The organism is Hippea jasoniae, from assembly GCF_000744435.1.
GTDB lineage: Bacteria > Campylobacterota_A > Desulfurellia > Desulfurellales > Hippeaceae > Hippea > Hippea jasoniae.
On record NZ_JQLX01000012.1, the window covers coordinates 39,773 to 54,667 of the forward strand.

General features: G+C 36.5%; 12 protein-coding genes. 9 read left to right on the forward strand and 3 right to left on the reverse strand.

Going from position 1 to position 14,895, the window contains the following annotated elements; all coding sequences use genetic code 11:
* Genes EK17_RS03815 through fbp form a run of 3 tightly spaced genes read right to left on the reverse strand, consistent with a single transcriptional unit; the run spans position 1 to position 3,770 of the window.
* Positions 1 to 1,440 (reverse strand): TrkH family potassium uptake protein, encoded by a 1,440-nt coding sequence (locus EK17_RS03815; protein ID WP_051904407.1) that lies wholly within the window; start codon positions 1,438 to 1,440, stop codon positions 1 to 3.
* Positions 1,430 to 2,779: a Trk system potassium transporter TrkA gene (gene trkA / locus EK17_RS03820; protein WP_035587605.1), complete on the reverse strand. Its 1,350-nt coding sequence runs from the start codon at positions 2,777 to 2,779 to the stop codon at positions 1,430 to 1,432. The genes EK17_RS03815 and trkA overlap by 11 nt, the downstream gene beginning before the upstream one ends.
* 4 nt (positions 2,780 to 2,783) lie before the next feature.
* Positions 2,784 to 3,770, reverse strand: coding sequence for a class 1 fructose-bisphosphatase (gene fbp, locus EK17_RS03825; RefSeq protein ID WP_035587606.1), 987 nt, complete (start codon positions 3,768 to 3,770; stop codon positions 2,784 to 2,786).
* A gap of 413 nt (positions 3,771 to 4,183) precedes the next feature.
* Between fbp and EK17_RS03830 the strand changes: the two genes are divergently transcribed.
* From EK17_RS03830 to EK17_RS03870, 9 genes are read left to right on the forward strand one after another with little or no spacing between them, the layout of a single operon-like run.
* On the forward strand, positions 4,184 to 4,987 hold the full coding sequence (locus EK17_RS03830) for an ABC transporter permease (RefSeq protein ID WP_035587607.1): 804 nt from the start codon (positions 4,184 to 4,186) through the stop codon (positions 4,985 to 4,987).
* A gap of 24 nt (positions 4,988 to 5,011) precedes the next feature.
* A complete protein-coding gene (gene rodA, locus EK17_RS03835) occupies positions 5,012 to 6,055 on the forward strand; it encodes a rod shape-determining protein RodA (protein ID WP_051904408.1) in 1,044 nt (347 codons plus the stop codon).
* Positions 6,052 to 7,452, forward strand: coding sequence for an Rne/Rng family ribonuclease (locus EK17_RS03840; RefSeq protein ID WP_035587609.1), 1,401 nt, complete (start codon positions 6,052 to 6,054; stop codon positions 7,450 to 7,452). The genes rodA and EK17_RS03840 overlap by 4 nt, the downstream gene beginning before the upstream one ends.
* The gene (gene purB / locus EK17_RS03845) at positions 7,449 to 8,744 is read left to right on the forward strand and encodes an adenylosuccinate lyase (RefSeq protein WP_035587611.1); all 1,296 of its coding nucleotides are present in this window, start codon (positions 7,449 to 7,451) and stop codon (positions 8,742 to 8,744) included. The genes EK17_RS03840 and purB overlap by 4 nt, the downstream gene beginning before the upstream one ends.
* Before the next feature lie 32 nt (positions 8,745 to 8,776).
* Complete coding sequence (locus EK17_RS03850; protein WP_084675075.1) at positions 8,777 to 9,808, forward strand: sensor histidine kinase; 1,032 nt, start codon at positions 8,777 to 8,779, stop codon at positions 9,806 to 9,808.
* On the forward strand, positions 9,805 to 10,983 hold the full coding sequence (locus EK17_RS03855; protein ID WP_035587614.1) for a HAMP domain-containing protein: 1,179 nt from the start codon (positions 9,805 to 9,807) through the stop codon (positions 10,981 to 10,983). Before EK17_RS03850 ends, EK17_RS03855 begins: the two co-directional genes overlap by 4 nt.
* On the forward strand, positions 10,980 to 13,337 hold the full coding sequence (locus EK17_RS03860; RefSeq protein ID WP_084675076.1) for a hybrid sensor histidine kinase/response regulator: 2,358 nt from the start codon (positions 10,980 to 10,982) through the stop codon (positions 13,335 to 13,337). Before EK17_RS03855 ends, EK17_RS03860 begins: the two co-directional genes overlap by 4 nt.
* Positions 13,338 to 13,351: 14 nt before the next feature.
* Positions 13,352 to 13,936, forward strand: a complete 585-nt coding sequence (locus EK17_RS03865) for a chemotaxis protein CheW (RefSeq protein WP_051904409.1) — start codon at positions 13,352 to 13,354, stop codon at positions 13,934 to 13,936.
* Positions 13,929 to 14,885 carry a chemotaxis protein gene (locus EK17_RS03870; RefSeq protein WP_035587616.1) on the forward strand — a complete coding sequence of 319 codons (957 nt, stop codon included), beginning with the start codon at positions 13,929 to 13,931 and terminating at the stop codon, positions 14,883 to 14,885. Before EK17_RS03865 ends, EK17_RS03870 begins: the two co-directional genes overlap by 8 nt.
* Positions 14,886 to 14,895 lie beyond the last annotated feature (10 nt).

Below are 14,895 nucleotides of genomic sequence, written 5' to 3' on the forward strand. Positions count from 1 at the left end.
TTACTTTTTGAAAAATGATGGTGTGAAGATTACAAAAACCGTGTAGATCTCAAGCCTGCCTATAAGCATGGAGAAGCTGAGAATCCATTTAGCTGAATAAGGCATCCATGCGTAGTTGTGTGTTGGACCCACAAGAGCAAATCCCGGGCCTATATTGCCTAATGTTGCAGCTGTTGCAGATAGAGATGTTATCATATCTATGTTGAAAAAAGAGATTATCAGCGAGATTACAAAAAAGGTTGCGATATATAAAAAGAAGAATCCCGATATGGAGTAGACAATATTTTTCCTTATAGGTTGGTTGTTTATTAGCAGTGTGAATACGCCCTTGGGGTGTAGATTGTATTTTAACTCATTTATCGCCTGCTTAAGCAGTGTATAGATTCTTATTACCTTTATGCTGCCGCCGGTTGAGCCTGCGCATCCGCCTACAAACATCAGTAAAAACAGGGTCATTTTGGCGATTGAACTCCATTTGTCGTAATCTGCTGTAACAAAACCTGTTGTTGTAATGATAGAAACTACCTGGAAGGCGCTGTATCTTAAGGAATTAATAAAGTTGTGGTAGATGTTAAGATTGGAAAGTGTTACAATAAAAACAGCAATAAGAATAATGACCGTATAGGCTTTAAACTCCTCATCGTTTAGAGCTGAAAATTTGCCTTTTAGAAGTTTTACATGGATTGCAAAATTAGCACCTGCAATAAACATAAATACTGTTATGACCCAATCGATATATGCAGAATTAAACCATGCCACACTTGTGTTTTTTGGTGAAAAACCTCCTGTTGCCATTGTGCCGAATGTGTGGGTTAAGGCATCAAATAGATTCATGCCACCAAAAAGCAAAAGTATCGTTTCTAAAGCACTTAGAACAATGTAGGCAATCCAGAGGTATTTTGCTGTCTGGGTGATGCGTGGAGATAGTTTTTCCACACTGGGACCCGGTGCCTCTGCTTTTATAAGGTTTAGCCCTCCCACACCTAACATCGGTAAAATTGCAACAGTCAATACAACTATGCCCATTCCGCCAAGCCAGTGGGTTAAGGAGCGCCAGAAAAGTAAAGCTTTGGGTAATGATTCGATATCTGATATGATCGATGCGCCTGTTGTCGTAAAACCCGACATCGTCTCAAAAAAGGCATCTGTAAGGCTAAAGTGGGCAATAAGAATATAAGGCAGACTGCCAAACAGCGAAATTACAACCCAGCTTAGACTAACCAGTAAAAAACCCTCTTTTTTTGATAGGTAGTCAGTGGTATTTTTACCGCTTAAAATAATTCCACTGCCACCTAAAATATATCCTAAGGCTATAATTTCAAGGAAATAGCCTGCAACATGCTCTTTGTAATACAGATCAAATAAAACCGATGAAAACATAAATGTTGATATTATTACAAGCAGAAGTGATTCGAAACGCAGGATTAGTTTAAATCTCATCTTGGGTGAATTTCTCTATCTCTTCTATATGCTGTTTTTTTATAAACAAAACCACTCTATCGTTTTGTTTTAGCTCAAAATTGCCATCAGGTATATATGTTTCTTTATCTCTGTTTACAGCAACAATGAGGCTACCTTTGGGTAGATTTATATTTTTAATTTTTTTGTTTTTAAGTGGTGAACGATTAGAGACTATAAATTCTATTGCTTCAGCCTCGCCGCTAAAGATCGAGTAAACGCTAACAATATTGCCTTTTCTGATAAATTTTAAAATACTGTTAACCGTTGTCATTTTGGGACTTATAACAACATCTATGTTGAGCTTTGAAGCCATCATTATATAATTTGACTTATCAATTATTGCAATCGAGCGTTTTGCACCAATATTTTTTGCATATACACCGGATAGAAGATTCATCTCCTCATTATCGGTTGCTGTAATTACCACATCAAAATCTGCTATGTTTTCCTCTTCAAACAGCTCAGCATCATCTGCGTTGCCGTTTATTACTGTGGCTTTCTTTAAAACACTGGAAATATACTTGCACCTTTCATAATCCTTTTCTATGACTTTTACATTGCGTTTTTTACCTATTAAAGCCTTGGCTGTCATTAATGCTATATCCCCTCCACCAAATATTGCAATATCCCTGATTCTTATTTTTGATTTGCCGCTTTTTTCTATAATATTATCAAGCGTCTTTTCTTTGGCCGTTATATAGATGTAATCACCTTCATCGACAGTTGTATAGCCATCTGGTATAACAAAATCGCCGTTGCTTTTTGAAATACCCGATACGATAAAATTATCATCGATGCTATTTTTTATCTCCATTATCGATCTGTTTTTAAAAGGTGAATCTGTATCTATATAGATGCCCCTTATCTGGATATCCGTACCAAACAGGATGACATCGGCAGATGCACCGATGTTGAGCGAATTTACTATGGCCTTGGTTGCCTCAACCTCTGGGTTAATCACGAAATCTATGCCTAATTTTTTAAAGGTGAACAGTTCTTTTTGCATATACTGGATTTTTCTTAATCTAACGATTTTCTTTTCAACATTAAATCTATCTGCTGCAATAAAGCAGCTTATCATGTTTACCTCATCTGAATTTGTTACAGCTATAAACATTGATGCCTGATCAATGCCTGCCTGTTTTAAAACATCAATATCTGTTGCCTCTCCGTTTATAACAAGACAGTCCAGATGTTCGCTGGCAAATTGAGCTTTTTCTAAATCCTTTTCTATAATAGCTACATCTTTCTTTTCTTCGCTGAGTTTTTTTGCTATGTGAAACCCCACTCCCCCGGCGCCAACAATTACAACATCCATTTAGCTATCCGTATTTTTCTCTGTACTCCATATAGAGTTCAACTTCATACTTTGAGCCTATAATCAAAGGAACGCGCTGATGAAGTTCTTCGGGTTGAATATCAAGGATCCTTTGTTTGCCATCAACAGCCATACCGCCTGCGTTTTCTATGATAAATGCCATTGGATTTGCCTCATAGATCAATCTGAGTTTGCCGTTTTTGTTTTTTGAGTCTTCTGGGTAGAGAAATACACCACCTTTTAGTAGATTCCTGTGAAAATCAGCAACGAGTGAGCCTATCCATCTAAGTGTGTATTGTCTGTCTGGATGTTGCTTAATGAAATTTACATACTCCTGAATTCCTTTAGCCCACCTGAAATAGTTGGATTCATTTATGCTGTAGATTTTACCGTATTGGGGTATTTTAATATTTGGGTGAGAAAGCAAAAATTCCCCAACGCTTGGATCCAGCGTAAAGCCGTTTACACCCTGTCCTGTTGTATAAACAAACATTGTGCTTGAACCGTATATTACATAACCCGCACAGACAAGATTTTTACCTGCCTGAAGTAGCGATTTCTTACAATCACTATCCTCAACTCTTTTGTAGATACCAAAAATAGTTCCGATACTAACATTTACATCTATATTGCTTGAACCATCAAGCGGATCAAACACCACTGCATATTTACCTTCAAGACTTTTATCACTTACAGGAAGCATATCCTCTATCTCCTCAGATGCCATGGCGCATACTTTACCCGTTGGATCCAAAGCTTTAATCATCTGCTCATTGGAATACACATCCAATTTTTGCTGCTTATCACCGGATTTGTTTGTTGAATCAATACTACCTAAAATGTTTACAAGTCCGGCTTTGTTTACCTCTCTGGATATGATTTTTGCTGCAAATGCTATCTGCTCCAGTATCAGAGAGAAATCACCAACAGCATTTTTATATTTTCTTTGTTCCTCTAAGATAAATCTGCTTAAACTTATTGGTTCACCCATAGTTTCCCCTCCATCACTGTTTTTAAAAATATATCATGAGAATTTTGTTTTTTAAAGAAAAAAGGAGTGTGGGCCCTCCATTGATGCGGGACAATTATGAGCGGCTTTAAAGGAGGCCAATAAGAGGTGCAGAAGAAGCGGCATGGCCCAGAGGCCTTAAAAGGTAGGTTTCCACCCCCACACTCGACGGCAAAGTTTAATAAAAAGAACTCAGATGTCAAGTGAATTTTTCAAAAAAAATCGTAAAATGTAAATAAATTGCATAAAATTCATGTTTTAATGTGGATTTAAGTATAATTTTATTGACTAAATGTTTAGTTAGTTTTTTATATTGAACAAAAGACAAAATAAGTAGAGAATAAACACTTTTGTAATAGATTGAATTTAATAGGTCTTTTTGATAACTTTTAGGCGTGAAAAGGGATTTGTTATTTTATTTAAGCGTTATTTTTATAATTGTGGTTGTGGTTGCGGCTGTTTTTGCTCCCTATATTGCCCCTTACAATCCTTACGCCATAGACCCCAATGCAGTGTTACAGCCACCTTCTTTTCATCATATTTTTGGCACTGACAGAGTTGGCAGGGATGTGTTTTCAAGAATGGTATTTGCGGGTAGGATATCGATGGAGGTGTCTTTGCTTGCAGTTGGTATATCAACAATCATTGGTGTGATTTATGGTGCTGTTAGTGGTTATTTTGGTGGCTGGGTGGATGCTATTATGATGCGTTTTGTTGATATAATGCTTACCTTTCCTGTTTTTTTTCTTATTCTTGCCGTTGTAGTAGTGCTTGGGCCTGGTATCTTCAATGTTATGATAGTTATAGGTTTTACAGGCTGGATGGGCATAGCGCGTATTGTTAGAGCAGAAAGTTTAAAAGTAAGGGAATATGGGTTTGTACAGGCATCAAAGGTTTTGGGAAAAAGCAATGTTTATATCCTGTTTAAACATATTATACCAAATGCTATTTCTCCTGTGATTGTATATGCGACATTGGGAATTGGCTCTGCCATATTAACTGAATCGGGTTTGAGTTTTTTGGGATTGGGTGTTCAGCCGCCCACGGCAAGCTGGGGTAGTATTCTATCAGAGGGCAAGGATGTTTTACAGGTTGCCTGGTGGATGAGTTTTTTTCCGGGTGTTGTGATCTTTTTGACTGTTATATCATTTACGATTTTGGGTGAGAAACTAAAAAAAGATGATAGAGATTTTAGATAGAAAAAACTAAAAAACTTTGATTATATGCTTTTTGCCGATGTTGTTTTGATTAGCTTTTTTGGAATATTAACCATTGCTACAACCTCAAAGGGTGAACTGTTTGCCATTAGACAGACTGTGTGGGTGGTTATAGGTGTTGTTGGGTATTTATTTGTATCAAACCTTGATGTGAGGTTTATAAAGAGAAACGGATATCTGTTTTATCTGTTTAGCATTTCTTTGCTTATTTTGGTATTTGTAAACGGCGTTTTATCCCACGGTGCAAGGCGGTGGATCAGTTTTGGTTTTGTTCATATACAACCTTCAGAGTTTATAAAACTTGCCGTAATTTTAATGCTTGCAGCTTATTTTGATGAGAATCCCAAAGCCGAACCCTACGGCTTTAAAGACCTTATTTATCCTTTGTTTATAGTTTTTTTTCCAATAATTTTTATTCTAAAACAGCCCGATCTGGGCACAGCCATTGTAGTGTTGTTTATCGCTTTATCAATTGTTCTTATAGCAGGTGTAAAGAAAAGTTTAATTATCAGAGGTGTTTTGCTTTTCTTGGTGCTTTTGCCTTTTATGTGGTCAAATCTTAAACCGTATCAAAAGGATAGAATTATGGGGTTTATAGACCCTTATTCTGCACCAACTACATACGGTTATAACACGATTCAATCAGAGATTGCTATTGGCAGCGGTGGCTTGTTTGGCTGTGGTATCAAGAGTATATCTCAAACACAGTTGAGTTTTTTACCAGAGAACCACACAGATTTTATTTTTGCTGTTTTTAGCCGGGAGTGGGGGCTTTTAGGTGATCTTATGCTTATTGTGTTGTATGGTTTTATCGTTTATAGAGCATTTATCATTGCAAAATCTGCCAAAAGTGATTTTGATCAGTTAACAGCCATAGGGGTTTTATCGTTTATCTGGATCAGTGTAATATTTAATATGGGTATGACTATGGGGTTATTACCCGTTGTTGGTATTCCGCTAATATTTTTTAGCTACGGTGGCTCAGCAACCATTACTGCATTTTTGGCCGTTGGGCTTCTGCAGGCTATTAAATTCAGGGAGAAGTTATGAGTAAACTGTTGATCTCATCAGATCCATTTGTTGTTAGAGTTGCAAAGGTTTCCAAAAAGGGTCTTGAGTTTTTTCTAATGAAAAAGAGGATTGATTCAAACTCCGATATAGTAGGGAATGTATATAAGGGTAGGGTGGCAAATATTGCCAATCAGTTGGGTGCTGCATTTGTAGATATTGGACTGGATAAGAATGCATTTTTATGTATAGACAAGCACTGTCTGGGTTCAAAAACGCTTCAAGAGTTGGGAATAAGAGAAAATAGTGAGATCATGGTTCAGGTTTGCAAACCTATTGTTTCAACCAAAGGACCAAAAGTTACACTGAATATTTCATTGGCTGGCAATAATCTTGTATTGTTATGCTCTCAAGCTGACGTGGCGGTTTCAAAGCATATAGAGGATAAAGAGAAAGCCAAAGAGTTAAGGTCTATATTAAAGGGTTTTGTTGAGGATGGCATGGGTTTTATAGCAAGAACGGCATCCAGGTATGCTACAGTTGATGAGCTTAAGGTGGAGGCAGATTACTTAAAGAGTGTATGCAGGAAAATAAAGGAGAAGTTTAAAAACACTAATGCACCATCCCTTTTGCATAGTGAACCAGCTATACCTGTTAAGATGATTAGAGAGCACTGTAGCGATGAAACTCAAACCGTACTATTTGATGATTATAGCATGTATGAAAGCTCAAGGGCTTATTTAAGAAGTATGGGTAGTAAGTGCTATGAAAAACTCTCGTTTTTTGAACAAAGGATAGATATGTTTGAGTTTTTTGGTGTAAAGAATGAAATAGAGAAACTTTCTGATAATACAGTCAGACTGAAAAATGGGGGATATTTAATAATAGAAAAAACAGAGGCGTTTTTTGCGATAGATGTTAACGCTGGAAGCTATCACTATACGGAAAATTCAGAGGATGCTATTTTTGATATCAATATGCAGGCTGCTTATGAGATCTTTCGACAGATAAACTTAAGGGATATCGGGGGTCTTGTGGTTGTGGATTTTATCGATATGACAAACACAGAGCACAGAGAAAAACTGCAACAGTTGATGCAGAAACTTGCAAAGGCAAACAAAAGAAAAACCTATGTAGGTAAATTAACATCTCTAAGTTTGATGGAGATGTCGATAAAAAAGGATTACACAGATATATTTGATGAGATGTTTGAAAAGTGCAGCGACTGTTATAACGGTGGTTTAATAAAGAGCGTTCCCCTAATTTGTTCTGAAATTTACAACAAAATCCGTTATTCTACGAAGAGCCGTTTTAAACTTAAGGCAACACCTTCGGTTTTGGAGATGTTTAAGAGGTATTACGATTTGGATAAAAAGATTGATTTTTATACGATGGATAGCTGTAATCCGTCAGATTATATTTTAGAGGTGGTGGTATGATTGAAAGGTATACAAGAGAAAAAATGGGAAGTATCTGGAGTGAGAAGGCAAAGTTTGATAGGTGGCTGAAGGTTGAAATAGCCGTTGTAAGAGGATGGGAGGCTATTGGTGAAATTCCCAAAGGTACAGCGGATAAAATAGAGAAAAACGCCCGTTTTGATATAGAAAGAATTAATGAAATAGAAAAGATTACGCGCCACGATGTTGTTGCTTTTCTTGAGGCTGTTAAAGAATCACTGAAAGAGGAGGGTGATTACTTACATTTTGGTATAACATCATCTGATACTATTGATACGGCAATGGCTCTGGCTTTAAAAGAATCTGCTGATATTATAATTGATGATTTAAAAGAGCTTCTTAAAACACTCAAAGAAAGGGCATTTGAATTCAAAGACACTTTAATGATAGGACGCTCACATGGCATCCACGGCGAGCCGATCACCTTTGGTTTTGTGCTTGCCCTGTGGTATGATGAGATGAAGCGTAACCTAAAAAGAATGCAGGAAGCAAAAGAGATTATAAGTGTTGGCAAGATCTCAGGCTCTATGGGAACCTTTGCAAATGTGCCTGTTGAGGTTGAGGAGTATGCATGTAAGATTTTGGGTTTGAAGCCTGCTTTGGTTTCAAGCCAGATTATTCAGCGCGATAGGTACGCCCATTATATGACAACGCTTGCCATTATTGCTTCATCAATCGAAAAGATAGCTACCCAGATCAGGCATTACCAGAGAACAGAGGTTAGAGAAGCAGAGGAGTTTTTCCATAAAGGGCAGAAAGGCTCATCTTCAATGCCACACAAAAGAAATCCAGTTCTAAGTGAAAACTTATGCGGACTTGCAAGACTTGTTAGGGCAAATTCCATTGCAGCACTTGAGAATGTAGCTTTGTGGCATGAAAGGGATATAAGCCATTCCTCTAACGAAAGAATAATCCTGCCAGATGCCAATATTGCCTTAGATTTTATGCTTTATAGATTAAACAATGTGATAAAAAATCTAACGGTTTATAAGGAAAATATGTTGAAAAATTTAAACCTGACACGCGGAGTTATCTATTCTCAAAGACTTATGCTAAATCTTGTTAAAAGAGGCGCAAATAAAATCCTTGCTTATGAGGCGGTTCAAAAGAATGCAATGGATTCCTGGGAAAATAACAAAGATTTTAAACAGCTTGTTTTAAATGATCCCTATATTAATTCTTTTATGAGCAAAGATGAAATCGATAACTGCTTTGATCCTAAATATTATACAAGAAATATAGATGTTATTTTTAAAAGAGTTTTTGACGATTAAATTTATTTTTAGTAAAATTAGAAAATTAATTAATGCGTGGTGAGAGCGTGTGGGAGTTGCTAAACAGGCTGGATGAGAGTGTTATTATATTTAACGAAAAAGGCGTTGTGCTGCAGTTAAATAACTCAGCCAGCAAAAGATTTGGTTTAACAATTGGATCTGATGTGAGAGATATTTTAAAGTTGGATGACAGGGTTGTGTTTTTCTCAAATCTTATAAAGATTTTGAAAAAAAAGGAGAAGTATTCCAACTTCATGAGGTTTATAAATGTCGAGGGAGATTTAATCTTTTGCTGGCTTAACGCATTTGAGTTTGATGGAGATTTTGTTTTTGAAGTGTTTGATTTAAGCATCGTGGAAAATAGGACATCCTCAATTAGCGACTCAAGTTATGTTAAGATTTTAAAGTATATGTCTGAAGGTATTGCCCATTCAATAAGAAATCCTATTATGTCGGCAGGTGGTATGCTTTCTCGCATTAAAGCAAAACTTGTTTCTGGTGATAATAAAGATTTAATTAAATATATAGAAATAGTTGAAAAGAGCCTTTATAGGATTATTAGTATAATAGCTAACCTTGAGGTTGTAAGCAACTCACTACCTGTTCAGCTTGAAAGGGTAGAGCTTGGTAGTGTTGTTAAAGATGTGATTAAGAAATACAACAATGTTGAAATTGAAGTGAATATTGCAAATGAGGTGTGGGTCTATATTAGCAGGATGCATCTTGAGTTTATTATTGATGAGATCATAAAAAACGCTATCGATGCTATAGAAAATAACCCACAAGGTAGAATCGTTGTGGATGTTTATGAGGAGAAGAGAAATGGATTTATAATAATCAAAGACAACGGCAGAGGATTGAAGGAGGAAGAGATAGCCTTTGCCATGATACCGTTTTATTCAACAAAGCCAAGCAATATGGGTATAGGTCTTTCTCTTGCCAAATTTCTTATAGAAGGTTATAAAGGTAGTATTACATTGAATTCAACCGAAGGAGAAGGCACAACGGTTACTATATCTATCCCTACAGAAAAAAGGGATGAGATGAGGATAAAACCTTTATGATAAAGAAGCTTTCTACCAAGGTTCTTGTGTATACAACAATCATAGTTTTGATTACAATGATTGTTTATACCATTAGTTCTGTTTTGACAATTATGGCTCTGAAAAAATACAGCGTTACCAAAGTCGAAAAAACATTCAAGGAAAATGCAGATGAAAACTTAGAAAAGGAAGTAACATCCTATGCCCGCATTTTAAAGGAAAATATGGACGCAAAGAAAAGCATCTCTTTTTTATTTGGTGAAATTATAGAGTCTGCAATAAACAAAAACGATAGTAATGTGTTGGAAGATGTTTATAATAAGATGAATAATATTTTAGACTTAAGATTGGTAGCTGTTTTTGATTCAAATTCAAGATTAATTGATAGTTTTCCAAAATTCGAACCTACCGAGGTGTTGGGTAGGTATGTGAAAGGATTAGGTAAGAGTAATACCATTTCTAAAGTCAGCTATTTTGATTTCCATCTAAACAAAGACAATAGTGTTTCATATACATTTGTGTATTGCGGTAGAGATAGCAAAAGAAGGCCGCTGTATGTTGCCTTTGATTACAACCCCTATTCGGTTTATTCGCTAATTAAGACTGCTCAGCTTGAGCCGTATTCTCAGAAGTATTTGTGGGTGATTAACAAAAGAGGTGTTTTAATTTTCGATCCACCAACGAAGGAGCATCCTTTAATAACACTCATAGATCATGTTGACTTAACCGACCCCAAAAACGGTAAGGAGCTTGCATACATTGTTAAAAATGAAATATTGAAAGGAAAGACCGGCATTGCAAGGTATGTATTCAGGGGTGTTGATAAGTTTGTAGGCTACACATATATAAAAGAGCTTGGTTGGGGATTGGGTTTAACACTGCCAACAGAGATATTCTACAAACCGATCAAAGCTTTAAGTAAAGATATAGACGACCGCACTATGTATACATTGGCTTTATTTGGTCTTATCAGTTCTTTGATAATTTTATTTACCATTGTCTCGACATATCTGATTGCAAAAAAGGTGGTTGACCCTATAAACAGAACATACGAAGCTATTGAAGCTTTACTAAACGGTGATTATTCAAAAAGACTACCTGATTCTGATAGTGAGGAGTTATCAAAATTGTCAAAAGCTGTTAATAAACTTATAGATTTCTTTGAAAAAAACAGAAATAGGGAGGATAGGCGATGAGTGAGAATATGGATGATATGCAGGAGATAATCCAGGATTTTTTGGTTGAAGCTGATGAGCTTTTAGAGGAGTTGGATGAGGATTTGGTTAGACTTGAAAATGAAAGCGAAGATGAGGAGCTTTTAAACAAGATCTTCAGGGCTTTTCATACTATCAAGGGCTCTGCAAGTTTTTTGGGATTTGAAAAGCTCACTCATCTTACCCACAGGCTTGAGGATGTTTTAAACAGACTAAGGAAGTTTGAAATCAAACTCAACAGTGAAATGATGGATGCAATATTAGCTGGTGTTGATAAGGCAAAGATGATTATTGAGGCCATTAAAGATGGCTCAGATCCAGAGGCTATCGATATCGAAGATAATATCGCTCAGCTACAAAAATTTTTATCAGATGATTACTCGGGTGAAGCCGAATCAAAGCAACAACAGGAAGAAACCGATGAATTAACTGAGGAAGAACTTATTAAAGCTCAGGAGGAAGAGATAAAAGAGGAAGAGGCGGAAGAGGCTGAAGAACAGCCTAAAGAGGAATCCAAAAAATCAAAAGATGATATAGATGTAGAGATAGAAAGATTGCTGCAGTGGAGAATGGAGGAAGATAAGAAACGCAGAATGCAAAAACAGCAGCAAAATAAAGAGAAACCCAAAGGGGAAGAACCCAAAGAAGAACCTCCCCAACAGGAGACTCAAAAGCCTCAAACACAGACAAAGCAGGTGGCAACCAAAAAAGCAAAACCGGTTATTGAACAAACCATCAGGGTGGATGTGCAAAGGCTTGATGATTTAATGAACCTTGTGGGTGAGCTTGTTTTAGGAAAAAACAGGCTTGTTAGCGTGGCTTCGAAGGCTGAGGAGAAGTTTGGCGGCGATGAAATTGTGGAGGAATTAGGTGAAGTTGCAAGTCAGATTACACTTGTAACAACCGATCTGCAGATGGGCGTTATGAAAACAAGAATGGTTCAGATAGGCAAGGTTTTCAACAAATTCCCACGTGTGGTAAGAGATATATCAAGAGAGCTTAATAAAGAGGTTGAGTTAGTTATAAAAGGTGCAGAGACGGAGCTTGACAAAAGCGTTGTTGAAGAGATTAACGATCCGCTTGTTCATATTGTTAGAAATGCAATAGACCATGGCATAGAGCCACCAGAGGAGAGAAAAAAGCTTGGAAAACCAGCCAAGGGTAAGGTTATTTTATCTGCTTATCATGAAGGAAACTACATTGTTATAGAAACAAGTGATGATGGAAGGGGAATGGATCCTGAAAAACTCAAGAAAAAGGCACTTGAGAAAGGCTTAATAACAGAGACTGAAGCTCGCCAGATGAGCAAGGAAGAGGCTTATGCATTAATCTTTAAGCCAGGTTTTTCAACAGCTGCTCAGGTTACCAACATCTCAGGTAGAGGCGTTGGTATGGATGTGGTGAAAACAAATGTAGAAAAACTAAACGGTATTATTGAGGTTAAATCAGAAATCGGTAAAGGTACAACCATTATTTTAAAGATTCCGTTGACGCTGGCTATTATTCAAGCTTTACTGGTTAAGGTTACAAAAGAGTATTTTGCCATACCGCTTGTTAGTGTTGTTGAGACCGTTAGAATCACAAAAGAGGATGTTAATAAGGTTGAAAATAAAGATGTATTGAGACTCAGAGATAATATTATTCCACTTGTATATCTAGGTGATACTTTGGGTATAGGTAGAAATAAAAGAACGCTGGACGGAAAAGAGATATACGTTGTAGTTGTTGCGGTTGCAGAAAAACGCATAGGTCTTGTTGTGGATGAGCTTATAGGAAGAGAAGAGATTGTTATTAAATCTCTTGGTAACTATTTGACCAATATAAAGGGTATCAGTGGCGCTACAATAATGGGTGATGGTTCTGTAACCTTAATTTTGGATGTAGCAAATGTTATAAACGAGGCTTCGCTGATCAATACAAATTTAGAAGATCATTTAATAGATTACTATCAAAAGGAGAAACCGGTAGCGCTTGTCGCTTTGTTGGATGATGAAATCAGAAAACAGCTTAAAAAATATCTCACAGATAAAGGATATGATGTTGTTTTTGCAAGCACCGACAAAGAGGCTCTGGATAAAGCATGCGAACATATAGCAGATTTAATTATAGTTGATATTGGAATATATATAAATGATGGATATAACCTTGCAAAAACTTTAAGAACGATGCCTGCATATAAAACAGTTCCGATTGTTGCACTCTCCACCGATGGAACATTTGATAAGGAGAAGATTAAGGAATCCAAAATTACAAAACTGATATTTACACCTTTGACTGATGAGGAGTTGGATGAGATGTTAGTGGCAATTTCAAAGAAAAATATACTTGTAGCCTGACAGGGGGGTAGATAATGGTTGCAAAAGATGTTGATCTTTTTGATAAAAGCCTTGCGTTAAATGAAGAATTGGAAGAAGAACTCGTTAAAGGTGGTAAAAAAACAGGAACCATTATAGTTAAAGAAGAGTATGAACAGGTTGTGGGTTTTATATTGCACAGCGAGCTATATGGGATTGATATTCTTGATGTAGAGGAGATTATTAAACCGGTTGATTATACTTATGTTCCCAACACAAAACCATTTGTAGTAGGTGTGATAAATTTAAGAGGAAAAATCATACCGGTTGTTGATTTGAGGTTAAAGTTTGGTTTTGCGGCAAAACCCATTAATGTCGACACAAGAATTATTATCATTTCACATGAGGAATACAATGTGGGGTTTGTGGTTGATAAGATAGAAAAGGTTTATTATGTTGAGAAAAAGGCTATTGAGCCGACTCCACCCAACATACCGCCCAATATTGAAAAATATGTAAAAGGTGTTGGCAAGATGCCAAAAAAAATTATAACATTGCTGAATATTGAGGAGCTTCTAAAGGAGGGTGGAAGTTTAACCTCTAAAACATCAAAACAATTGGAGGTTGTAGATAATGGATGAAAAAAGAGAGGATAAAATCGATATACTGCAGGTTGGCACCAATCAGATGGAGCTTGTTGACTTCAGGATGTATGAATTGAGGGAAAACGGTGAAATCTATGAGGGTATCTATGGTATCAATATAGCAAAGGTAAAAGAGATTATTAAATATCCAAACCTCATCAAGATTCCTTCAAAGGATTCACTTATCGAGGGTGTTTATAATTTAAGGGGTGAGGTTATACCTATTGTTAGCCTTGCAAAATGGCTGGGTATCAACGAGCCACCGGATATTAAAACAAAAAAGGTAATCATTACGATATTCAACAATATTACTGTAGGATTTATTGTACATGATGCAAAGCGAATAAGAAGAATCTCGTGGAGATTTGTTAAGCCACCAAGTGAAGTACTTGTACATCAATACGGTAATAAAATTGTGGGGACGATTAATCTTGATGAAGAGCATGTTATGATTATTCTTGATTTTGAAAGCATCTGTGAGGAGCTTGGTGTATTCTCTGAGGAAGATATTAAGCGCATAAGGGATACGGCAATAAGTGGAGCAAAAGAAAAGAAGAAAAAAGCAAAAATACTTATTGCAGATGATTCATCAACGGCAAGGAAGATTATTAAAACAGCCGTTGAGCCTATTGCTGAGAAGATTATAGAGGTAAAAGATGGTCAAGAGGCATGGGATCTTTTGAATAAATTGTATGAGGATACAAACGGTAAGATAGAAGAAGCTGTTGACATAATTATTACGGATGTTGAGATGCCCAATATGGATGGTTATAGATTTACAAAGTTGGTTAAAGAGGATGATCGTTTTAGAAAAATTCCTGTGATTATGAATACATCACTTTCTGGCAATGCCAATATTCAAAAGGCTAAAGAGGTTGGCGTTGACGACTTTTGCACGAAATTTATTGCCGAAGAATTTACCTCAGCTGTATTAAAACATCTCTAAGAAAGGAGCA

Excerpts from the sequence above, each read along its gene's own strand:
- rodA (WP_051904408.1), top strand. The coding sequence starts at position 5,012 with ATGCTTTTTGCCGATGTTGTTTTGATTAGCTTTTTTGGAATATTAACC.
- EK17_RS03855 (WP_035587614.1), top strand. The coding sequence starts at position 9,805 with ATGATAAAGAAGCTTTCTACCAAGGTTCTTGTGTATACAACAATCATA.
- trkA (WP_035587605.1), bottom strand. The coding sequence starts at position 2,779 with ATGGATGTTGTAATTGTTGGCGCCGGGGGAGTGGGGTTTCACATAGCA.
- EK17_RS03840 (WP_035587609.1), top strand. The coding sequence starts at position 6,052 with ATGAGTAAACTGTTGATCTCATCAGATCCATTTGTTGTTAGAGTTGCA.
- EK17_RS03865 (WP_051904409.1), top strand. The coding sequence starts at position 13,352 with ATGGTTGCAAAAGATGTTGATCTTTTTGATAAAAGCCTTGCGTTAAAT.
- purB (WP_035587611.1), top strand. The coding sequence starts at position 7,449 with ATGATTGAAAGGTATACAAGAGAAAAAATGGGAAGTATCTGGAGTGAG.
- EK17_RS03870 (WP_035587616.1), top strand. The coding sequence starts at position 13,929 with ATGGATGAAAAAAGAGAGGATAAAATCGATATACTGCAGGTTGGCACC.
- EK17_RS03815 (WP_051904407.1), bottom strand. The coding sequence starts at position 1,440 with ATGAGATTTAAACTAATCCTGCGTTTCGAATCACTTCTGCTTGTAATA.
- fbp (WP_035587606.1), bottom strand. The coding sequence starts at position 3,770 with ATGGGTGAACCAATAAGTTTAAGCAGATTTATCTTAGAGGAACAAAGA.
- EK17_RS03860 (WP_084675076.1), top strand. The coding sequence starts at position 10,980 with ATGAGTGAGAATATGGATGATATGCAGGAGATAATCCAGGATTTTTTG.
- EK17_RS03850 (WP_084675075.1), top strand. The coding sequence starts at position 8,777 with ATGCGTGGTGAGAGCGTGTGGGAGTTGCTAAACAGGCTGGATGAGAGT.